The organism is Pseudomonas farris, assembly GCF_019145235.1.
Lineage (GTDB): Bacteria > Pseudomonadota > Gammaproteobacteria > Pseudomonadales > Pseudomonadaceae > Aquipseudomonas > Aquipseudomonas farris.
Genome location: NZ_JAHSTV010000007.1, coordinates 190,259 through 213,164 on the forward strand (window position 1 = coordinate 190,259; position 22,906 = coordinate 213,164).

Genomic DNA, 22,906 nt, shown 5'->3' on the forward strand with positions numbered 1-22,906 from the left:
TTTGATCTTGAAGGGCTAGAAATCCCGCTTGTAGAAGATGTCCAGCGAACTGGCCACGCCGCTGGCGGCTTCGAGGTAGACCTTTTTGCTCAGTTTGTAGCGCAAGGCGATGGTGTTGGCCGGTTCGAAAACCCCGACGCCATAACGCAGGCTGAGTTTTTCCGAAATGTTGCCGCTGGCTACCACGGCGGTGTTGGCGCCGCTGCCTTGAGTATCGAGCTGGAAGTCCTGAATACCCAGATCCTTGGCCAACCCGCTAGTCACCCCCGAACTACCCATCAAACCCAACCCGAGAGCGGCCTGGGCGAGCATGTTGTTGTCTTCACCAGTGGTGCTTAGCGGACGCCCCAGCACCAGATAGGATAACGCCTGCTCCTGACTCATCGCCGGTTCGGAAAAGATCTGCGTGGTCGGCTGCTCGGCGCTGCCACTCAGGCGAATGCCGGCGATGACGTCGTCTGTCTGGCGAATCGCTTCGATGTCCAGGTATGGCTGATCGATCGGACCTGCAAACAGCAATCGCGCCCGGCGCACCGTCAGTCGCTGACCGTAGGCGCGATAACGTCCGTCGTTGAGCCACAGCTCGCCACGGGTGTCCATGTTGTCGCCGATGTGCACCTGGCCTTGCAGGTTGGCAGTCAAGCCGAATCCGGCAAAGCTGAGTTTGTCCTGCCCGACCACTACATCGATGTCCATCGCCATGGCCATCGGCGGTTTACCTTCTTCGGTCTGCTGACCGACGATTACCGTGTCATCGGAGACCTTGACCGTGGACGGCGGCAGTTCGCGCACGGTGATTTCACCCTTGGGCACCAGCACTTTGCCGACGATTGCCAGTCTGTCGTCCTTCATGGAGATCTTCAGGTCCGGCGCGACTTCCAGCGCGGCGTAGGGTTCGACGGTGACCGGCAACTGCGAGCCCTTGAGCGCCAGATCCACGACCAGCGCCTGGCCCCAGGCGATGTTGCCATTGAGGCTGCCCTGCCCGGCCTTGCCGCTTTTCCAACCGCCGTTCAGTTGCACGGTTTCCCCGGCAATCACGGCTTGAAGTTGCAAGGCTTCGAGCGCCATCGGCAGTTCAGGCCCGGAGATTTCACCGTCGCGCAGCTCAAGGTTGCCATTGACCAGCGGCGCCAGCAGTCCGCCGGACAATGTGCCGCTGCCGCTCAAATGCCCGGTGAGTTTCTCGACCATCGGCACAAACGGCCGCGCCACCGACAAGTCCAGACCACTGAGGCGGAATGAACCGGTCAGCGGTTTGTTCTTCGGCAGCGGGTTGATCTGCGCCTGAACCATCAGTTCACCGAGCTTGCCGCCGACAAAGTTGAGGTCGGTGTCGATGCGTTTTGGCGTGAGTTTGCTGGTGAGTTTCAGGGTCTGGTACGGGAATTCCAGCCATTGCTCCTTCTCGCGCATACGCAAGGTGCCGCCACTGGCGTCGATGCTGATCTGGCCGTTCGGGCCGCTGGCCGGCAGGTCCAGTTGCAGGTCGGCGTTGAGCTTGCCCTTCCAGGCAAAATCCTTAGGCAACCATTGCGCCAAACTGTCGATCGGGAACTGCTTGAGGTGATAACGCAGCTTCGGCTCGGGCATCAAGCGCTGGTCTTCGCCGCACAGACTGGCCGGGCCGGACATCCAGCAATGGGCGCCGAAGTTGATTTTACCGTCCGCCAGTCGCTCAAGCTTCGCCGGATTTTGCAGCTTCCAGTCCTGACCGCCAGCCTGGATATCGCCACTGGCCAGACGCCCGCGCCAATTGCCCTTATCCAGCGTGCCGTCGAGACCGAGCGCCAGTTTCAGCTTCGGTCCTTGCAGGTCGAGGGCGAGTTTCTGGTTTTTGATGTCGCCCTGACCACTGGCGGTCAACGTGCCCAGTGACGTATCGCCGGTCTGAATGCCGCTGCCTTTGAGGTCGATCTTCGCCCGCTGAGCGTTGTCGAGTGTGGCGTCCAGATTGAGGCTTTGCAGACGATTGTCTTCGAAGGCCAGTTGCGTGCCTTGCAGGCCGAGTTTGCCTTGTGGCGCTTTGAGCGTGCCGGCGACATCGACCCGACCATTGAGCTGACCACGCAGTTGCGGCCAGAGCTGGGCCAGACGCGGCATCTTGATGTCGATCCGGCCGGCGAGTTTCTGTTGCAGGCTGCCTTGGCCGTTGATGCTGTTGTCACCGAGGCGAATCTGCAATGTGCTGAGGTTCCATTGCTCGCCACCGCCATCGGCCTTGGCTTGCAATACGGCCGGTTGCCCGCGCAGCTTGCCTTTCAGGTCCAGGTCGGCGGTCAGGCTGAGTTTTTCATTCTTCATCTCACCCTTGCTGCGTAACGGGCCGGCCAAGGTGCCTGGCAACTCCGCGAGCCAGTACGCCGGGTTGATTGCCGAGAGGTCCAGCGCCGTATCCCAGGCGATACCGTCGGCAAACTGCAGGTTCAAATGCCCTTCGGCCTTGCCCTGTCCGGCTTCGAGTTTGAATTGCGGCAGGTGGATTTTGGTCAGATCGCCGCTGAACGGGCTGTTCAGACTGAACGCCCCGGCCGGGCCATCCAGTGCGGCTTTGAAGTTACCGATGTAGTTGCCGTCGGTGTAGGAGACCTCACCGTTGAAACTGCGCAGCGCCACTTGCGGCTCGTCGATCAGCGGATAGAGACGGTGCCACGGGAAATCCAGCCAGTCGATTTTCGCTTCAGCACTCAGGCCTTTGCTCCAGTCCACAAGCCCTGTGAGCTTGAGGCTTTGTTTGTCGTTGGCCGTCAGATCAAGGCCGGCGATTTGCGCGCCCTTGGCGTCGACCTTGCCTTGCAGCACCAGCGCAACCGGGCCAAGCTCGGCGGGCAACGTGGCTTTGCCGACCAACTGGTAACCGTTTTTCAGGTCGCCGTCGCCGGTGAGTTCCAGTTGATTGAGTTGCAAGGTATCCGGTAGATCGGCGCTGGGTTTGAAGCCGTCGGCGGTGATGCGCACTTTGGCAGGCAGGTTTTCCGCCAGTGGTTGCAGCTCGCCAGTGAGTTGGCCGTTCAAGTAGCCGCTGCTGTCGGCTTTCAAGTTCAGGGTTTTCAGCAAATCACCGTCGACCTTCAGGGCCAGTGCCCATGGTTCGGTACCCGGCGACGGCAAGGTCAGTTTGCCTTCAGCGGTCAGCGGCCAGTTACCGCTCGGTCGCAACAGGCCGGACAGGTTCAGGCTCAGTTCATCACGCTGCAAATGCACCGAGTCGATCTGCAACCCCTTCTCGGTCCAGTGCGCCGCCAGTTGCAGCCCCTTGAGTTCTTCACTGCCGTTGAACAGCAGGCGGCCGATTTTGACGTCGCCCAATTCGATGGCCAGCGGCAATTTCAAGTCCGGCAGACTGATCGGGCCGCTGCTTTCCTCTTCCACGCTCGGCGGGAATTGCAGGCTGACCTGCTCGGCCTGCAATTGCTCGATGCACAACGTCATGCGCATCAGGCACAGCGGCGACCAGGCGAAAATCGCTTTGTTCAGCTCAACCCGGCTGCTGTTCTGCTGCCACACCAGATGATCGGCGCTCCACTGCCCACCCAAACGGCCCTGGAAATTCTCCACGGCCAAACCCGGCACAAACCCCAGCGCCCAGCGACTGCCCGTCGGAGTGCCCAGCACGCTGATCAGTGTCAGCACGATCAGCATCAGCAGCGCCGGAATCGCCAGCAGCGTTATTTTCAAACCACGCTTCACAGCTCAGGCCCCATGGAAAAGTGCAGTCGAATGCCGCCGTCGTCGTCCATCGCGTGGGCCAGGTCGAGGCGAATCGGCCCCACCGGCGAAACCCAGCGTACGCCGATACCGACACCGGTCTTGAGGTTCGGCAATTCGAGTGTGTTGAAGGAGTTACCCTGGTCGATGAAGGTTGCGACCCGCCATTTTTCGGCGACAGAGTATTGATACTCGACGCTGCCGGCCACCATGTAGCGGCCACCGATACGGTCGCCATCGGAGTTTTCCGGGGACAGGCTCTGGTAATCGTAACCGCGCACGCTCTGATCGCCACCGGCGAAGAAGCGCAAGGACGGCGGCACGGATTTGTAGCCGTTGGTGGCGCTGCCGCCGACCTGCACCCGACCGAGCAAGCGGTGTTTGTCGAAGACCGTGGTCAGGCCTTTGACCAGCGCCGTGCCGTAGAGCAAGTTGGTGTCCGAACCCAATCCTTCCTTGGCGACTTTGGTTTCGAATTGCAGGCGATAACCGTTGTGCGGATCGATGCGGTTATCGCTTTTCAGGTACGAATAACTCACGCCGGGCATCAGTAAGGTGCTGAGCCCCGAATCGTCACCGAGTTTGTATTCCTCGCGTTGCCACTTGAGCGACACCACCCGCTGCCAGCCGCTGGGCAACTTGCTGTGCCACTCGGGGCCGAGGGTCAGCAGTTTGCTGAGGGTATCGGTGCCAGCGATTTCTTCATATTGATAACCACCGGCAAAGCGCAGTTTGTCGGTCAATGGTGGGTCCAGCGGAACGTCATAAAACAGCCCGACGTTCTGCCGTGGCGCTGAAATCTCGGCCTCCCAGCCATAGCTGTGCCCCTGAGGATTAACCCAATGGCGGGTCCAGTTGGCTTTGACCCGTGGACCGACGTCGGTGGAGAAACCCAGGCCGAGCCCCATGGTCCGTGGCTTGCGGGTATCCAGTTTGACCGCCACCGGGATCACGTCGTCCTTGGACGCGGTCGGCGCTGCGTCCACGCGCACGCCCTCGAAATAGCCGCTCGATTGCAGCGCCTGATTGAGTTCGGCGATCAGTTCGGAATCATAGGGCGTACCGGCCTTGAACGGCACCATGCGTTGCAGCAGGTCTTCGTCGAACGGCGTATCGCCTTCAAAACTGACCTTGCCCAGCGCATAGCGCGGGCCGCTGTCGTAGATCAATTCGATGTCGGCGACGCCGGCACGCGGGTCTACCAACAGTTTCTGGCGGGTGAAGCGCCCACTGAAAAAGCCGTAGCGCGAGGCCTGGTTCTGGATCAACCGCTTGGCGTCCTCGTAACGGCCATGGTTAAGCACTGCGCCGGGTTTCAGCAGGTCGCTTTTCGGTACACGAAAGGATTTGAACGAGGCCGCCGGGCCGTCGATGCGCACCGTGACGTTGCGCAAATGGATGGGCTCGCCGGGCTCGATGTTCAGCACCAGGCGCGGTGTCTTGCCGCCCTTCACGTCGCTGTCGATTTGCGGCTGGTAATAACCCAAAGCCTGGGCGGCCTTGCGCGCCTGTTCTTCGGCGCCGCGACTGAAGCGCAGCAAGGCTTCTTCATCGCGATCGCCGAGGCTACCGATATAGCCTTCTATATTGGCCTTCAGTTCATCGTTGGACGGTTTGATCCGCACATCCAATTCACTTTGCGCCAGCGCCGCGCAGCTGGAAATCAGCATCAGCACGCCACTGGTAAATCTTCGTGGAAACTTCATAGGCGCGGATGCTATCACGAGCTTGGGAGCGTGATAGAGCCTGACGTGCGCTGAAAGTTCTACCGTTATGCCGTTGCCGTTTGTAACACCTGCGGATTTGCGTGGAAAAACACGTGTTCAAGAATCGGTCCTACCGCCACTTCGCCGATTTCCTCATAGCCCTGACGCTTATAGAACTCCAGATAGCGAGGATTCCCGGTGTCGAGGATCACGCCTTGGGAGTGTTCATCGACCGCGCACCAATTGTGCACCGCTTGCAGCAATTGTTCGCCAAAGTGCTTGCCCTGGAATTGCGGATGAACCCCCAGCAATGGCAAAACGTGTACCGAATCGGACGGCACGCACGCCATTACGGCGGCGTGGTAATCGAGGTAGCGTCGGGTGCAGCGAAACCCGGTGCTGAGCACCATCCGCAAGCGCCAGGCCCAGCTTTCGGTGATGCCCAAGCGGCGTTGCGGCGGTGCGATCAGGGCGATGCCGATCAAGCGGTCGTTTACCAGCAGGCCGATGGCCGGCAAATCCTGCAAAAAGTGCTGTTTGACCAGTTCGCGCACCGTTGCCCTTACCCGTTGTTCATAACCAGGGCGCTCGGCTTCGAACAGGTAGCCGAACGTCGGCTCGTGCCGGTACGCCTGGTACAACAGGGAGCGTGCTTCGCGGGAATAGCCGCTGTCGAGCATGTGAATATCGGCAATGGCGGTCGAGGTTTCGGGCATAACGGTAGATCTCCCCTGGGCGCGGCTCAGAAGGCCGCGTTCTTATTGGTACGAGCCTTTGGGTGGCTTCACAGTTCCCCACACAGGTATAGACCAAGCCGGGATCTTCATCGACTGGGCTGACGCCTTCGCGGGCAAGCCACGCTCCCACAGTATCCGTGGCGCTCATAGATTTTGTGTACGCCACGGACACTGTGGGAGCGGGCTTGCCCGCGAAGAGGCCCGATCTGCCAACACATCTCTCCCACAGTTTCAGTGGCGTTCACAGATTTTGTGTACGCCACGGACACTGTGGGAGCGTGGCTTGCCCGCGAAGAGGCCCGATCTGCCAACACATCATCTCTGACAGAACACAACGAATCGCCTCACCCCAAGGCTGGCCCCATTCCTACATGTCAGCTAGCATCGCACTTTTGCCAGGACTGCCGACCATGAAGATCGTCTCCTTCAACATCAACGGGCTGCGCGCTCGCCCGCATCAGCTGGCGGCGCTGATTGAGAAACATCAACCAGACGTGATCGGATTGCAGGAAACCAAGGTCCACGACGATCAGTTTCCCCTGGCCGAGGTTCAGGCACTGGGTTATCACGTGCATTTCCATGGGCAAAAAGGCCACTACGGCGTGGCCCTGCTCTCGCGCCAGGAACCGATTGCCTTGTACAAAGGCTTCACCACTGACGAAGAAGACGCTCAGCGGCGCTTCATCTGGGGCACTTTCGCCGACGCCAATGGCGTGCCGGTGACCATCATGAACGGCTATTTCCCACAGGGTGAAAGCCGCGATCACCCCACCAAATTCCCGGCCAAGGAACGTTTCTACAGCGATTTGCAGCAGTTGCTGGAAAGCCAGTTCAGCAACGACCAGCCGATTGTGGTGATGGGCGATGTGAACATTTCCCCGGAAGACTGCGACATCGGCATCGGCCCGGACAACATGAAACGCTGGCTGAAAACCGGCAAATGCAGCTTCCTGCCCGAAGAACGCGAATGGATGGCCCGCCTGAAGAATTGGGGCCTGGTGGACAGTTTCCGTCACCTGAACCCGGACGTTGCCGACCGTTTCAGCTGGTTCGACTACCGTAGCCGTGGTTTTGAGGATGAGCCCAAGCGCGGGCTGCGGATTGACCTGATCATGGCGTCCCATGGGTTGTTGCCGCGAGTGAAGGATGCCGGCGTGGATTACGATCTGCGCGGGATGGAAAAACCTTCCGACCACGCGCCGATCTGGCTTGAGTTGAGCTGATCCTACAAAATCTACACAAGGCTAATGTGGGAGCGGGCTTGCTCGCGAAGGCGCTGGGTCAGTCGACATCAATGTTGAATGATCGACCGTCTTCGCGAGCAAGCCCGCTCCCACACTTGGTAACTGTCATCGTTCAGAAACCTTACTGACTTATTCTCCCGGCACTTTCCCAGGCTTATAAGGTGCCGGCATGACGCTGCGCGTGTTGTTTCTGTCGATGCTCGCCGCCCTGCTGCCGTTAACGGTATCGGCCGGCGATTTGCCGACGCCCGAACGTGGCCCGGTGCTGCGCATCCAGGGTTCCAACACCATTGGCGCGGCATTGGGCCCGGCGCTGGTCGAGGGGTTGATGCGTGAACAGGGCCTGCTCAAGGTTCATCGCGAAGCCCCGGACAAAGCCAACGAACAACGCATCGTCGGCGAAACCGTTCAGGGACGCCGAGTCGAGGTGGAGGTCGCGGCCCACGGCTCCAGCACAGGATTCAAAGCCCTGAAAAACGCTTCTGCCGATCTCGCGGCCTCCTCGCGCCCGATCAAGGACAGCGAACGGCTGGATCTCCAACGGCTGGGCGACCTGAAAAGCCCGATTGCCGAGCAAGTCATCGCCATCGACGGGCTGGCAATCATCCTTCATCCGCTCAATCCGCTGAAACAACTCAACACCGTACAACTGGCGCGGATCTTCAGCGGCGAAGTGAAAACCTGGGAAGAACTGGGCGGCACCGGTGGGATGATTCATCTCTATGCGCGGGATGATCAATCGGGCACCTATGACACGTTCAAGGAATTGGTCCTCAGCCCGCGTGGGAAAACCCTGAGCGGCAATGCAAAACGCTTCGAATCCAGCGAGCAATTGTCCGACGCGGTCAGTCTGGACCCGCAAGCCATCGGCTTCATCGGTTTGCCTTATGTGCGCGAGGCCAAAGCCGTGGCCATCGTCGATGGCGACTCCCAAGCCATGCTGCCGCTCAATAGCCTGATCGCGACGGAAGATTACCCGCTGTCCCGTCGGCTGTTCTTTTACCTACCGCCGACCGGGAAAAATCCCTGGGCCAAGGCCTTAGTGAAGTTTGCCCAAAGCAGCAAAGGCCAGGCGATCGTCGCAGCCAATGGGTTTATCGCGCAGACGGTTCAGGCCATGGCCGTCACACCGAATGCGCTGATGCCCGAGGGTTATCAGGCGCTCAGCCGTCATGCCCAGCGGCTGACGGTGAACTTCCGTTTCGAAGAAGGCAGCGCGACGCTGGACAACAAGGCCCGACAGGACCTGTCGCGGGTGCTCGACTATATAGAGCAGCACGACAAAACCAATCGGCAGGTGACGCTGGTGGGGTTTGGCGACGCCAAGAGCGACCCCGCTCGGGCTGACCTGCTGTCGAAACTGCGGGCCATGGCGGTGCGGCGAGAACTGGTGAAAAGCGGCGTGGTGTTTCGCGAGATTCGTGGTTTCGGCGCCGAGATGCCGGTGGCGACCAACAGCGGAGATGAAGGGCGGATCAAGAATCGGCGGGTTGAGGTTTGGGTGTATTGAACCAGACACCCTCGTGGTGAAAGGTCTGACGCATTCGCGAGCAAGCCCGCTCCCACATTCCACCGCATTCTCCTGAAAGAACTCGGTCAAAATGTGGGAGCGGGCTTGCTCGCGAATGGCAGGCGCCGCGGATTTACTGACCGCTACGCATCATCTCTTTAGGCACATACTTGCCGATCTCGAACTTGCCGATCGCCGCGCGGTGCACTTCGTCCGGGCCGTCGGCCAGGCGCAGGGTGCGTTGCATCGCATACATGTAAGCCAGCGGGAAATCGTTGGAAACCCCTGCCCCGCCATGGATCTGGATCGCCCGGTCGATCACCCGCAATGCCACGTTCGGCGCGACGACTTTGATCTGTGCGATTTCGCTCTTCGCCACCTTGTTGCCGACGGTGTCCATCATGTACGCCGCTTTCAACGTCAGCAGGCGCGCCATGTCGATCTCCATCCGTGAGTCGGCGATTTTGTCGATGTTACCGCCCAGGCGTGCCAAAGGTTTGCCAAACGCGGTGCGGTTGACCGCACGTTTGCACATCAACTCCAACGCACGCTCGGCCATGCCGATCGAACGCATGCAGTGGTGAATCCGGCCTGGGCCGAGGCGCCCCTGAGCAATTTCGAAGCCGCGTCCTTCACCCAACAGGACGTTTTCGTACGGCACCCGGACGTTTTCGAACAGCACTTCGGCGTGACCGTGAGGCGCGTCGTCATAACCGAACACCGGCAGCGGACGCACAATCTTCACGCCTGGGGTGTCCACCGGCACCAGAATCATCGAGTGCTGCGCATGGCGCGGTGCATCCGGATTGCTCAGGCCCATGAAGATCAAAATCTTGCAGCGTGGATCGCAGGCGCCAGAGGTCCACCATTTCTTGCCGTTGATCACCCATTCATCGCCATCACGCACAGCGCGGGCGGCCATGTTGGTAGCGTCGGACGAAGCCACATCCGGCTCGGTCATGGCGAATGCCGAGCGGATCTCGCCGCGCAATAGCGGTTCGAGCCAGCGCTGCTTCTGTTCTTCATTGGCGTAACGCACCAGCACTTCCATGTTGCCGGTGTCTGGCGCGGAGCAGTTGAACGGTTCAGGGCCCAGCAGCGAGCGGCCCATGATTTCCGCCAATGGCGCATATTCGAGGTTGGTCAGGCCGGCACCGAGTTCGGATTCAGGCAGAAACAAATTCCACAGACCTTCAGCTTTGGCCTTGAGTTTGAGTTCTTCCATGATCGCCGTCGGCTGCCAGCGATCGCCCTCGGCGACCTGGCGTTCGAACACCGCTTCAGCGGGATAAACGTAGGTGTCCATGAACGCGGTTACGCGCTCACGCAGTTCTTGCACTTTGGGCGAATAAGCGAAATCCATGGGCAGCTACCTTCTTACTTAAGGGAGGTTGTTCAGGGCATGCATTCGATGCTAGAACAGCGTTGATAATTTACCTAGCCTATTCTCGGCGTGTATTAACATTCATCACCGATATATGATCGACTGATCGAGCCACCTTCCTAAAACAAGAAGCAGAGAGCGCAGCGCAATGAATCTGAGCAAGGTCGACCTCAACCTTTTTATCGTCTTCGACGCGATCTACACCGAAGCCAATCTGACTCGCGCCGGGCAGATTGTCGGCATTACTCAACCGGCAGTCTCGAACGCTCTGGCCCGTCTGCGCGAGACCTTCAACGATCCGCTTTTCGTGCGTACTGCCCAAGGCATGGTGCCGACGCCGATGGCGCAGAACATCATCGGCCCTGTGCGCAATGCCCTCTCCTTGCTGCGGGTGTCGGTGCAGGAAAGCCGCATCTTCAACCCGTTGCAGGCGGTCAAGACCTACCGCATTAGCATGACCGACCTCACTGAAGCGGTGATCCTGCCGCCGCTGTTCCAGCGCCTGCGACGCCTGGCGCCGACGGTGATCATCGAAAGCTTCTTGTCCAAACGTCGCGAGACCACCAAGGAATTGGCCGCCGGTCGTCTCGATTTCGCGGTGGATGCGCCGCTCAACACTGACCCGCAGGTGCGCCACGTCAAGTTGATGGAGGACCGTTACGTGTGCGCCATGCGCAAGGGGCATCCGTTGGCGGGCAAAGAAAAATTCACCCTCGACGATTATCTGTCCCTGACCCACATCCATATTTCCAGCCGCCGCAGCGGTCTGGGTTATGTCGACCTGGCCCTGGGCAAAATGGGCATCCAGCGCAAGATCGCCCTGCGCTCCCAGCACTACCTGATGGCGTCCCAGGTGTTGCAGCAGACCGACATGGTCATGACCGTGCCGGAACGCTTCGCCCGTCGCCATGACTTGTACTCGGTGAACCTGCCGGTCAAAGAAGTTCCGCCGGTGGAAACCCACCTCTACTGGCACGAAAGTACTGACCAGGACCCGGCCAACCGCTGGATGCGCGAGCAGATGATCGAGTTATGTCAGCAGGTTACGGCGCATGAGAAGAAGTTCGATAAGGTGTAGGACTTTGGACCGCGTCATCGTTCTTCGCGAGCAAGCCCGCTCCCACATTTTGATCGCATTCCCCTGAGAGAACGCGGTCACCTGTGGGAGCGGGCTTGCTCGCGAAGAGGCCGGTGATACCAATGAAGATCCATGCCCCTTGACGTAAACGTCAACCTGCCATTAGCTTAGCGCCATGACCTTTTTCGAGCGCTTCCATGAGCAGCCAGACCTATAGCATTTCCGACCTCGCCCGCGAGCTCGACATCACCACCCGGGCCATTCGCTTCTATGAAGAGCAAGGCCTGCTCAGCCCCGAGCGTCGTGGCCAGGAACGCATTTATTCGCCCCGTGACAAGGTCAGCCTGAAGCTGATCCTGCGGGGTAAGCGCATTGGTTTTTCCCTGGCCGAATGCCGCGAGCTGATCGAGCTTTATGACCCCTCCAGCGGTAACACCAAGCAACTGCACAGCATGCTGGCGAAAATCGCCGAGCGTCGGGAACAACTCGAACAGCAATTGCTGGACATTGAACAGATGAAACTGGAACTCGACACGGCCGAGGAGCGCTGCACTCAGGCCTTGGAGCAAACGATCAAGAGCCAGCAAGCGGTCCAATAATCGTACGCCGATTCAGTGTGGGAGCGGCGGTGCGGCGATCCGACTTGCTCGCGAAAGCGGTCTGTCATTCAACACTGATGTCGGCTGGCCCGACGCCTTCGCGAGCAAGCCCGCTCCCACAGTAGATCGTCGCTCGCCCACAACTACAGGTGAATACTCCATGTCCCTACCCACTCACGTACGCCTGGTCGAAGTCGGCCCTCGCGACGGTCTGCAAAACGAAGCCCAGCCCATCAGCGTTGCGGACAAGGTGCAACTGGTCGACGCGCTGACAGCCGCAGGTCTGGGTTATATAGAAGTCGGCAGTTTCGTCTCGCCCAAATGGGTGCCGCAAATGGCCGGTTCCGCCGAGGTCTTCGCGCAGATCCAGCGCAAGCCGGGCGTAACCTACGGCGCCCTCGCCCCCAACCTGCGGGGCTTTGAAGACGCCATCGCCGCCGGGGTCAAGGAAGTCGCCGTGTTCGCCGCAGCGTCCGAAGCGTTTTCCCAGCGCAACATCAACTGCTCGATCAGCGAGAGCCTGGAGCGCTTCGTGCCGATCATGGACGCCGCCAAACAACACGGCGTCAGCGTGCGCGGTTACGTGTCCTGCGTGCTGGGCTGCCCTTACGAAGGTGACATCGCACCGGAACAAGTCGCCCGGGTTGCTCGCGAGCTCTATGCGATGGGCTGCTACGAGGTTTCGCTGGGAGACACCATCGGCACCGGCACCGCTGGCGCGACCCGCAAGATGTTCGAAGTGGTTTCGGCTGACGTACCACGTGAAAAACTGGCCGGACACTTTCACGATACCTATGGCCAAGCCATGGCCAACATCTACGCCAGCCTGCTGGAAGGCATCGCGGTGTTCGACAGCTCCATCGCCGGCCTCGGCGGCTGCCCATACGCCAAAGGCGCCAGCGGTAATGTCGCGACCGAAGACGTGGTTTACCTGCTCAACGGCCTGGGTATCGAGACCGGCATCGACCTGGACGCCTTGATTCGGGCCGGCCAACAGATTTGCGCGGTGCTGGGACGTCCTACCGGTTCGCGCGTGGCCAAAGCCCGCAGTGCGCAGTGACAGTGTGGATGTGTCCAGGTGTTACCGCGTGTGCTGAAACGTGGGCGGAAACGAGTAACACGGAAACAAATTGTCAGGTTTGGATCGGCTGAAAAATCTTGGTAAAAACCCAAACCATTGAATTTAAAGGATTTTTAAAAGTTGGCACGGCTTCTGCTATCTCTATGGCATAACAAGAATAAAAACTGCAAACCAATAAAAATAAGACGTAACGACTCTGACATAACAAGAACAACACGGCAGAGACGCAGCTAACAGATTTTTTTGGAGAGGATGTGCTTTTCAGGGTGCTTTTCGAAGTAACCCGCAACCGGGCAGAGAACAATAAAACTACCTTCAGGTAGCTCCCGAACTGGTTGGATCGCTTAGCGAAAAAGTAGATCAGCGCTCAAAAAAATACGTTTGCTCTTGATCCCGGATGGGGATCGACAAAAACAGCGGTAAAGGGCCACGGTTACCAAAAACAACAACAGACCGCCCCTCAATAATAAAAAAAGAGCACGTACGACAAAATTAAAGGGGAGCTTCGGCTCCCCTTTGTGCTTTCTTGCCTTCCGGTTTTTCTCGATCCAAATGTAGGAACGGGCTTGCTCGCGAATGCGGTGTGTCAGTCAATACTGATGGTGACTGATCGACCGCATTCGCGAGCAAGCCCGCTCCCACACTGGTTATGTGTCAGTCTTTGTTGATGCGCAGCTCCTCGATGCTGATCTCACGCATCCGAAACTTCTGGATCTTGCCGGTCACCGTCATCGGAAACTCCTCGACGAACTTGAAGTAACGCGGTGTCTTGAAGTGCGCAATGCGCTCCTTGCACCAGGCTTGCAGCTCCTGCTCGGTGGCGCTGTGGCCGGGGTGGAATTTGATCCAGGCAACGATCTCTTCGCCGTAGCGGGAGCAAGGAATGCCGATCACCTGCACGTCGGCTACCGCCGGATGGGTGAAGAAGAACTCTTCCAGTTCTCTTGGGTAAACATTCTCACCGCCGCGGATGATCATGTCTTTGTTACGCCCGGCGATGCACACGTAGCCTTCGTCGTTCATGCTCGCCAGATCACCGGTGTGCATCCAGCCCGCCTCATCGATAGCCTCGGCGGTGCCTTGCGGGTTATTCCAGTAGCCGAGCATCACGCTGTAGCCCCGAGTACACAGCTCACCAATGGTGCCGCGCGGTACCAGGTTGTCCGCCTCGTCGATGATTTTGCTTTCCAGTTGCGGCTGGGTTCGACCAACGGTGGTGACGCGCAACTCCAGCTCGTCTGACGGACCGGTCTGCAAAGACACAGGGCTGGTTTCCGTCATGCCGTAGGCAATCTGCACTTCGCTCATGTGCATTTCGCTGATAACCCGGCGCATCACCTCGATCGGACAGGTCGCCCCGGCCATGATCCCGGTGCGCAGGCTCGACAAATCAAACTCGGCGCGCTTGGGCTGATCGAGCATGGCGATGAACATGGTCGGCACGCCGTAAAGCGCGGTGGCTTTTTCTTCGGCGACGGTGCTCAGCGTCAGCAATGGATCGAAGGCGTCGTTGGGGTAAATCATGGTGCTGGCGTGGGTGACGCAGCCAAGATTGCCCATGACCATGCCGAAGCAGTGATACAGCGGCACCGGAATCACCAGCCGATCATTGGCCGTCAGCCCGAGGCTTTCGCCGACCATGTAACCGTTGTTGAGAATGTTGTAGTGGCTGAGGGTCGCGCCCTTGGGGAATCCGGTGGTGCCGGAGGTGTACTGGATGTTGACCGCTTGATCGAAATGCAGGCTGTCCTGGCGTTCGCGCAATTGTTCGACCGACACGCTGGCCGCCAGATCGGCCAGCTGCGACCACGGCAGGAAACCCGATGGCGGCTGCGCATCCAGGCTGATCACCCCACGCAGTTCCGGCAGGCGTTCGCTCTGCAACTGGCCGATGGATTGCTCCGCCAGTTCCGGTACCAGCCCTTGCAACATGCCGTGATAGTCGGAGGTCTTGAAGGCACCGGCACAGACCAGCCATTGGCAACCGGACTGCTTCAACACGTATTCGAGTTCGGAACTGCGGTAAGCCGGATTGATGTTGACCAGGATCACGCCGATTTTCGCGCTGGCGAACTGACTGATGCACCATTGAGCACAATTCGGCGCCCAGATGCCGAGCCGGTCACCAGTCTGCAACCCCAACGCCAAAAATGCTCTGGCATGCACATCGACGGCCTCTGACAGCTGCTGCCAGGTGTAGCGCAGCTGCTGATGGCGCACGACCAGCGCCTCCCCGTTCGGGTATTGCGCGACCGTGTTATCGAATGCCTGACCGATGGTCATCGCCAGCAAGGCTTTATCCTGGGAACCACGGGTATAGCTGCGCTGCGGGCTTGCACTGGGTTGATCCATGACGACCCCTATTGTCTTTATTAGTGGGTTTGACCGGCGACCTGTGGGAGCGGGCTTGTGTGGCGAGGGGGCTTGCCCCCGTTGGGCCGCGCAGCGGACCCAAGATCTGCGAGCGCTGCGCACTCGAACGGGGGCAAGCCCCCTCGCCACACAAGCTCCCCTCGCCACAGAGTGCGACGCTGGTCTTTCAGAACTGGCTCTACTCTCGCTCAAGTTGACGTTAACGTAAAGGGTGATTGACAGCCATTCGTCACAGGCTTACGTTAACGTAAAGGTGAGAGCCGAATCACTGCCCTCCCCACCCTACAAAAAAGCCAAAAGGTGCCCCATGAGCTACCCATCCCTGAACTTTGCCCTCGGTGAAACCATCGACATGCTGCGCGAACAGGTTCAGTCCTTCGTCGCCAAAGAGATCGCCCCGCGCGCTGCTCAGATCGACATCGACAACCTGTTCCCCGCCGACCTGTGGCGCAAATTCGGCGACATGGGCCTGCTGGGTATCACCGTGCCGGAAGAGTACGGCGGCGCGGGCCTGGGCTATCTGGCGCACGTCGTCGCCATGGAAGAAATCAGCCGTGGTTCGGCCTCGGTCGCCCTGTCTTACGGCGCCCACTCCAACCTCTGCGTCAACCAGATCAATCGCAACGGTACACACGAACAGAAAAGCAAATACCTGCCAAAACTGATTAGCGGCGAGCACATCGGTGCCCTGGCCATGAGCGAACCGAATGCCGGCTCCGACGTGGTGTCGATGAAACTGCGCGCCGACAAACGTGGCGACCACTACGTGCTCAACGGCAGCAAAACCTGGATCACCAACGGCCCCGACGCCAACACTTATGTGATCTATGCCAAGACCGACCTGGAAAAAGGTCCGCACGGCATCACCGCGTTCATCGTCGAGCGCGACTGGAAAGGCTTCAGCCGCAGCAACAAATTCGACAAGCTCGGCATGCGCGGTTCGAACACCTGCGAGCTGTTTTTTGATGACGTCGAAGTGCCGGAAGAAAACATCCTCGGCGTGCTCAACGGCGGCGTGAAAGTGCTGATGAGTGGCCTCGACTACGAGCGCGTTGTGCTCTCGGGCGGGCCGACCGGGATCATGCAGGCCTGCATGGACCTGATCGTGCCGTACATCCACGACCGCAAACAGTTCGGCCAGAGCATCGGCGAATTCCAGCTGATCCAGGGCAAAGTCGCCGACATGTACACCCAACTCAATGCCAGCCGCGCCTACCTCTATGCAGTGGCCCAGGCCTGCGAGCGCGGCGAAACTGCCCGCAAGGACGCCGCCGGAGTGATCCTCTACAGCGCCGAATGCGCGACCCGAATGGCCCTCGACGCGATCCAGATTCTCGGCGGTAACGGCTACATCAACGAATTCCCGGCAGGTCGTCTGCTGCGTGACGCCAAGTTGTACGAAATCGGCGCCGGCACCAGTGAGATCCGCCGCATGTTGATCGGTCGCGAACTGTTCAACGAAACCCGCTAAACGGAGCTGCACATGGCTATTCTGCATACCCAGCTCAACCCCCGTTCGGCGGAGTTCGCGGCCAACAGCGCGGCGATGCTCAAACAGGTCGACGCCCTGCACTCCCTGCTCGCGCAAGTGCAGCAAGGTGGCGGCCCGAAGGCTCAAGAACGCCACACCTCGCGAGGCAAATTGCTGCCGCGTGAACGGATCAATCGTCTGCTCGATCCGGGTTCGCCATTTCTCGAAATCAGTCAATTGGCGGCTTATGCGGTGTACGGAGAAGACGTTCCCGCCGCTGGCGTGATTGCCGGAATCGGTCGGGTGGAAGGCGTCGAATGCATGATCGTCGCCAACGATGCCACCGTAAAAGGCGGCTCGTACTATCCGCTGACCGTGAAAAAACACCTGCGCGCACAAACCATCGCCCAGCAAAATCGCCTGCCCTGCATCTATCTGGTGGACTCCGGCGGCGCCAACTTGCCGCGTCAAGACGAAGTGTTCCCGGACCGCGAACACTTCGGGCGGATCTTCTTCAACCAGGCCAACATGAGCGCCATGGGCATTCCGCAGATCGCGGTGGTCATGGGCTCGTGCACCGCCGGTGGCGCCTACGTACCAGCGATGGCCGACGAAGCGATCATGGTTCGTCAGCAGGCAACGATTTTCCTCGCCGGCCCACCACTGGTGAAAGCCGCGACGGGTGAAGTGGTCAGCGCCGAAGACCTCGGCGGGGCCGATGTGCACTGCAAGATTTCCGGGGTCGCCGACCATTACGCCGAGAGCGATGAACACGCCCTCGCCTTGGCCCGGCGCAGCGTCGCCAACCTCAATTGGCGCAAGCTCGGTGAACTGCAACAACACACGCCGATCGCGCCGCTGTACAGCAGTGATGAGTTGTACGGCGTGGTGTCGGCAGATGCCAAGCAACCATTCGACGTGCGCGAAGTGATCGCGCGCCTGGTGGACGGCTCGGTGTTCGATGAATTCAAGGCATTGTTCGGCACGACATTGGTGTGCGGTTTTGCCCACCTGCACGGTTACCCGATCGCGATCCTCGCCAACAACGGCATCCTGTTTGCCGAAGCCGCGCAGAAAGGCGCGCACTTTATTGAACTGGCCTGCCAGCGCGGTATTCCGTTGCTGTTCCTGCAAAACATCACCGGTTTCATGGTCGGCCAGAAATACGAAGCCGGCGGCATCGCCAAACATGGCGCGAAACTGGTGACCGCCGTGGCCTGTGCCAAGGTGCCGAAATTCACCGTGATCATCGGCGGCAGCTTCGGCGCCGGGAATTACGGCATGTGTGGGCGGGCTTACGATCCACGCTTCCTGTGGATGTGGCCGAACGCACGGATTGGCGTGATGGGGGCCGAACAGGCAGCGGGCGTGCTGGTGCAGGTCAAGCGTGAGCAGGCCGAGCGCAGTGGTCATGGTTTCAGCGCCGAGCAGGAAGCCGAGATCAAGCAACCGATCCTCGATCAATACGAAGAACAGGGGCATCCCTATTATTCCAGCGCTCGACTGTGGGACGACGGTGTCATCGACCCGGCGCAGACCCGCGATGTGTTGGCCCTGGCCTTGTCGGCGTCGCTGAATGCGCCTATCGAACCGAGCCGCTTCGGCGTGTTCCGGATGTGATCTGGAGAAAACCATGAGCGACTTCAACACCCTCGAACTGCAGACCGACCCGCGTGGTTTCGCCACCCTCTGGCTCAGCCGTGAAGAAAAGAACAACGCCTTCAACGCCGAAATGATCCGCGAACTGATCCTCGCTCTGGACAAAGTGTCGAGCGATGCCAGCCTGCGTTTTCTGTTGATCCGCGGTCGCGGCAAGCATTTCAGCGCCGGCGCCGATCTGGCCTGGATGCAGCAATCGGCCGAACTCGATTACCACACCAACCTCGACGATGCCCGGGAGCTCGCGGAGTTGATGTACAACCTCGCCAAGCTGAAAATCCCGACCGTGGCGGTAGTGCAAGGCGCGGCCTATGGCGGCGCGCTGGGTCTGATCAGTTGCTGTGACATGGCCATCGGTGCCGACGACGCGCAGTTCTGCCTGTCGGAAGTGCGTATCGGCCTCGCGCCGGCGGTCATCAGCCCGTTCGTGGTGCAAGCCATCGGCGAGCGCGCGGCACGGCGCTATGCCTTGACCGCCGAACGTTTCGGCGGGCAACGGGCTCGGGAGATCGGTTTGTTGTCGGAGAGCTACCCGATGACTGAACTGGAGCAGAAAGTCGATCAGTGGGTCGACAACCTGCTGCTCAACAGCCCGGCGGCCATGCGCGCCAGCAAGGACTTGTTGCGTGAGGTCGGCCACGGCGCGCTGACCCCAGCGCTGCGGCGCTACACCGAGAACGCCATCGCCCGAATCCGTGTCAGTCCGGAAGGCCAGGAAGGCCTGCGCGCCTTCCTGCAAAAACGTCCGCCGAACTGGCAAGCCGAAACCACCCTCAAGGAGCCGCGTTGATGAGCGCACCTGTTCTCACCACTCTGCTGGTGGCCAATCGCGGAGAAATCGCTTGCCGAGTAATGCGCACCGCCAAAGCCCTGGGCCTGACCACCGTGGCCGTGCACAGCGCCACCGACCGTGACGCCCGGCACAGCCGAGAAGCGGATATCCGCGTCGACCTGGGCGGCAGCAAAGCCGCCGACAGTTACCTGCAAATCGACAAACTGATCGCTGCCGCGAAAGCCAGCGGCGCTCAGGCGATTCATCCCGGTTATGGTTTTCTCTCGGAAAACGCCGGGTTCGCCCGCGCGATCGAAGCGGCCGGCCTGATCTTCCTCGGCCCGCCCGCTTCGGCCATTGACGCCATGGGCAGCAAGTCCGCGGCCAAAGCCTTGATGGAAACCGCCGGTGTACCTCTGGTGCCCGGCTATCACGGCGAAGCCCAAGACCTCGACACCTTCCGCGACGCCTGCGAACGCATCGGTTATCCGGTGCTGCTCAAGGCCACCGCGGGTGGCGGCGGCAAAGGCATGAAAGTGGTCGAGGATGTCGGCCAGCTGGCCGAAGCTCTGGCCTCGGCGCAACGTGAAGCGCAGTCCTCATTCGGCGACTCGCGGATGTTGGTGGAGAAGTACCTGCTCAAACCACGCCACGTGGAAATCCAGGTATTCGCCGATCAGCATGGCAACTGTCTGTACCTCAACGAACGTGATTGCTCGATCCAGCGTAGGCATCAGAAAGTTGTCGAGGAAGCACCGGCTCCGGGTCTGAGCCCGGAACTGCGTCGCGCGATGGGCGAAGCTGCCGTGCGCTCGGCACAGGCCATCGGTTACGTCGGCGCCGGCACCGTGGAGTTTTTGCTGGATGCGCGCGGTGAGTTCTTCTTCATGGAGATGAACACACGCCTGCAAGTCGAACACCCTGTCACTGAAGCGATCACCGGCCTTGACCTGGTGGCCTGGCAGATTCGCGTGGCCCGCGGTGAAGCGCTGCCGATGACTCAAGATCAGGTGCCGCTGATCGGTCACGCGATCGAAGTGCGACTGTATGCCGAAGACCCAAGCAACGATTTTCTACCGGCCACCGGACGTCTGGCGTTGTACCGCGAGTCTGCCGAAGGACCGGGGCGTCGCGTGGACAGTGGCGTTGAAGAAGGCGATGAGATTTCGCCCTTTTACGACCCGATGCTCGGCAAGCTGATTGCCTGGGGCGAAGACCGTGAACAAGCGCGGCTGCGGTTGCTGAGCATGCTTGACGAGTTTGCCATCGGTGGACTGAAGACCAACATCAACTTCCTGCGCCGGATCATCGCCCACCCGGCGTTTGCCGCGGCCGAACTGGATACCGGGTTCATTCCGCGTTATCAGGAACAACTGTTGCCAGCACCTTCAGACCTCAGCGATGAATTCTGGCAAGCGGCCGCGCAGGCATTTGCCCAGAGCCAGCCGAGCACGACCCGCGCTGATGACCTGAGTTCGCCTTGGGGTATTGGCAACGGATTCCGTGCCGGACTGCCGACAGAAATCACCCTGCATTTGAGTTGCGAAGGGCAAGACCTGGCGCTGACCCTGGGGGATGCCGACGCTCATACCGCGCAGCTCAAGGGTGAATACCTGCTGACCGAACACAATGGTTTGCGCCGCCAGCATCGGGCCATCCTCCGTGGCGATACGCTGTATCTGCAATGGGACGGTGAGCTGCGCCGCATCGAGTCGTATGACCCGATCAGTGCCGTCGAAGCCAGTCACAGCCATCAGGGCGGACTCACCGCGCCCATGAACGGCAGCATCGTGCGAGTGCTGGTGGAGGCCGGGCAGACGGTCGACGCCGGGGCGCAATTGGTAGTGCTGGAAGCGATGAAAATGGAGCACAGCATTCGCGCGCCCCACGCCGGAGTGATCAAGGCGTTGTATTGCCAGGAAGGCGAGATGGTCAGCGAAGGCAGTGCGTTGGTGGAGTTGGAACACGCGTGAAATGAAGATCGGTCCTACGCGTTGCGAGGACCGATCTGATTAGAATTTGGCAGTCGCCTGAACCACTACGCCGATGATTCGGCATTCTTCGGTGTAAAGGGCTTTCGGATAGGTCGGATTGAGCGGGACCAGATAACGCTGCCCGCCCTCTTCGATCAGTTTACGAAAAACCGCCTCGGCGCTGCCGGGCCATTGGGCGATCACCAGTTTGCCAGGCTCCGGCACGATGGCCGGGTCCACCAGAATCAACATGTCCGCAGCAATGCTCACACCCGTGGGTGCGGTCATCGCATCGCCAACCACCACCAACCAGAACGCCGCGCCCTGTGCGTGGTAATCGGACAGCTCGAAGCGCGGCTTGCTGACAGCCGATGAAGCGCCGTAGCTCAATAACTCTCCGTCGCGCACCTCCCCGGTTTCCCGCCAGTCACTGACCGGGTAGCGAAAGTACGGGTTGTACTTTTGCGTCAGAGGGATCTCTTCATCCTGTGAGACCTGCGGTTCCCTGATCACCATCGCGACTTCCAGATAGTCCATCCCCAACGCCTGCAAGACACGGTTCATCTCTTGGATGCGGGGCTGACGACGTTTATTCAGCCAATGGCCGACGCCGCCCTGGGACATTCCGATGCGCTCGGCGAGTATCTCTTGAGTGACTTTGAGTTCACTCATTTTGGCCTTGACCAATTCAATCCATTTATCCATGTGCGGCACGATACGTGGGGTACTCCGACCAACAAAACACAAATTGTAGTATTTAAATTCAAGACACAAATACAGTACGTACTAAGCTGGGCTCACGGATTTGAATCTATTCACGGAGCTTGCCATCGTCATGACCATCCCCAGCATTACCCTGCCCGACACCCAATTCGACACCACACTCAACTCGCCAAAAGGCTCTGCTGCCGCGCAGCGGGCGCTGGACTATTACTTGAAACCAGCTGTGTCAGAAGAGGCCGGCGAAGAACGTTTCTTCGATGTGAACCGTAACATCAGCAGCGAAGAGGCATTGGTCCATGCTTCGGATCTGTTGCGCTGTGCCGCCGCCACCGCGCATGAATCAGCCAATCAGCTGCAGGGCGCAAGCCGGGATCTGGCGTTTTCGACGGTGCACATGATCGACATGGCCAAGGCGATGGTCGACCGGTCCCTGGAGGGCAATCAGAACGATTGACTAGGAAGCGCTTTGGAGAAAGACAGGAAAAATTTTCCAATCGTGCAGATAAAAACATTTGACTTGCAAATGATAATGATTATTATTGCATCAACTGGTCGCGAGATCAGTCGATGGCCCAAGGGACCTTAGGTCGGTCTCTTGGACTATCTCCTCATCAGGCTAATCACGGTTTTTGACCCGGCTTTTTGCCGGGTCTTTTTTTTGCCAGTTATTCTGGCTTTGGCTTCAGGCTAATGAAGTCTGTGGGTGCTGCAAATTCGATTGGCGCGGATGATATCAAATGAATATCTGTTGGCAAGAGAGGCCCGGTAGCATTGGGCCAAACTAACGCAAAATAGCACTTGAGAATCACTTTCACAGTCTCTAAGCTGCATCGGCGTCAAGGAGGACGCCCCCCCTTTTCAACCCCGCAATTCCCCCCCGGTTTATCC

16 protein-coding genes are annotated in these 22,906 nt (G+C 59.5%); 10 read left to right on the plus strand and 6 right to left on the minus strand.

The annotated features are described in order from the left end of the window. Positions 1-15: 15 nt before the first annotated feature. From KVG95_RS16640 to KVG95_RS16650, 3 genes are all read right to left on the minus strand, one after another. A complete protein-coding gene (locus KVG95_RS16640; protein ID WP_217857195.1) occupies positions 16-3,690 on the minus strand; it encodes a translocation/assembly module TamB domain-containing protein in 3,675 nt (1,224 codons plus the stop codon). Continuing rightward, on the minus strand, positions 3,687-5,414 hold the full coding sequence (locus tag KVG95_RS16645; RefSeq protein WP_217857196.1) for an autotransporter assembly complex protein TamA: 1,728 nt from the start codon (positions 5,412-5,414) through the stop codon (positions 3,687-3,689). The genes KVG95_RS16640 and KVG95_RS16645 overlap by 4 nt, the downstream gene beginning before the upstream one ends. A 65-nt stretch (positions 5,415-5,479) precedes the next feature. Beyond that, positions 5,480-6,130 carry a GNAT family N-acetyltransferase gene (locus KVG95_RS16650; protein WP_123496620.1) on the minus strand — a complete coding sequence of 217 codons (651 nt, stop codon included), beginning with the start codon at positions 6,128-6,130 and terminating at the stop codon, positions 5,480-5,482. 431 nt (positions 6,131-6,561) lie between these two features. Between KVG95_RS16650 and xthA the strand changes: the two genes are divergently transcribed. Continuing rightward, a complete protein-coding gene (gene xthA / locus KVG95_RS16655; RefSeq protein WP_123358309.1) occupies positions 6,562-7,374 on the plus strand; it encodes an exodeoxyribonuclease III in 813 nt (270 codons plus the stop codon). Positions 7,375-7,564: 190 nt separating this feature from the next. Beyond that, complete coding sequence (locus KVG95_RS16660; RefSeq protein WP_217857197.1) at positions 7,565-8,905, plus strand: substrate-binding domain-containing protein; 1,341 nt, start codon at positions 7,565-7,567, stop codon at positions 8,903-8,905. A 133-nt stretch (positions 8,906-9,038) separates the two neighbouring features. Here KVG95_RS16660 and KVG95_RS16665 read toward each other — a convergent pair whose 3' ends face one another. After that, positions 9,039-10,268, minus strand: coding sequence for an acyl-CoA dehydrogenase (locus KVG95_RS16665; protein WP_030130892.1), 1,230 nt, complete (start codon positions 10,266-10,268; stop codon positions 9,039-9,041). A gap of 169 nt (positions 10,269-10,437) precedes the next feature. On the opposite strand from KVG95_RS16665, the gene KVG95_RS16670 reads away from it, so the two are divergent. The 3 genes from KVG95_RS16670 (at position 10,438) to KVG95_RS16680 (ending at position 13,026) form a co-directional block, all read left to right on the plus strand. Continuing rightward, on the plus strand, positions 10,438-11,367 hold the full coding sequence (locus tag KVG95_RS16670; protein ID WP_123720450.1) for a LysR family transcriptional regulator: 930 nt from the start codon (positions 10,438-10,440) through the stop codon (positions 11,365-11,367). A 197-nt stretch (positions 11,368-11,564) separates the two neighbouring features. Next, the gene (locus KVG95_RS16675; RefSeq protein ID WP_008068244.1) at positions 11,565-11,966 is read left to right on the plus strand and encodes a MerR family transcriptional regulator; all 402 of its coding nucleotides are present in this window, start codon (positions 11,565-11,567) and stop codon (positions 11,964-11,966) included. A 160-nt stretch (positions 11,967-12,126) separates the two neighbouring features. After that, on the plus strand, positions 12,127-13,026 hold the full coding sequence (locus tag KVG95_RS16680; protein ID WP_201060941.1) for a hydroxymethylglutaryl-CoA lyase: 900 nt from the start codon (positions 12,127-12,129) through the stop codon (positions 13,024-13,026). A 675-nt stretch (positions 13,027-13,701) separates the two neighbouring features. Here the strand turns inward: KVG95_RS16680 and KVG95_RS16685 are convergent. After that, entirely contained in the window at positions 13,702-15,399 is a 1,698-nt protein-coding gene (locus tag KVG95_RS16685) for an AMP-binding protein (protein ID WP_217857198.1), read from the minus strand. 328 nt (positions 15,400-15,727) lie between these two features. On the opposite strand from KVG95_RS16685, the gene KVG95_RS16690 reads away from it, so the two are divergent. Genes KVG95_RS16690 through KVG95_RS16705 form a run of 4 tightly spaced genes read left to right on the plus strand, consistent with a single transcriptional unit; the run spans position 15,728 to position 21,295 of the window. Further along, positions 15,728-16,891: an isovaleryl-CoA dehydrogenase gene (locus KVG95_RS16690; protein WP_217857199.1), complete on the plus strand. Its 1,164-nt coding sequence runs from the start codon at positions 15,728-15,730 to the stop codon at positions 16,889-16,891. Positions 16,892-16,903: 12 nt separating this feature from the next. Then, entirely contained in the window at positions 16,904-18,511 is a 1,608-nt protein-coding gene (locus KVG95_RS16695; RefSeq protein ID WP_217857200.1) for a carboxyl transferase domain-containing protein, read from the plus strand. 13 nt (positions 18,512-18,524) lie between these two features. Further along, positions 18,525-19,340: a gamma-carboxygeranoyl-CoA hydratase gene (locus tag KVG95_RS16700; RefSeq protein WP_217857201.1), complete on the plus strand. Its 816-nt coding sequence runs from the start codon at positions 18,525-18,527 to the stop codon at positions 19,338-19,340. Further along, complete coding sequence (locus KVG95_RS16705) at positions 19,340-21,295, plus strand: acetyl/propionyl/methylcrotonyl-CoA carboxylase subunit alpha (protein ID WP_217857202.1); 1,956 nt, start codon at positions 19,340-19,342, stop codon at positions 21,293-21,295. The genes KVG95_RS16700 and KVG95_RS16705 overlap by 1 nt, the downstream gene beginning before the upstream one ends. Before the next feature lie 39 nt (positions 21,296-21,334). Here the strand turns inward: KVG95_RS16705 and KVG95_RS16710 are convergent, their stop codons facing one another. Further along, positions 21,335-22,000, minus strand: a complete 666-nt coding sequence (locus tag KVG95_RS16710) for a LexA family protein (RefSeq protein WP_217857203.1) — start codon at positions 21,998-22,000, stop codon at positions 21,335-21,337. 130 nt (positions 22,001-22,130) lie between these two features. On the opposite strand from KVG95_RS16710, the gene KVG95_RS16715 reads away from it, so the two are divergent. After that, a complete protein-coding gene (locus KVG95_RS16715; protein WP_217857204.1) occupies positions 22,131-22,472 on the plus strand; it encodes a DUF6124 family protein in 342 nt (113 codons plus the stop codon). The last annotated feature ends 434 nt before the right edge of the window (positions 22,473-22,906 follow it).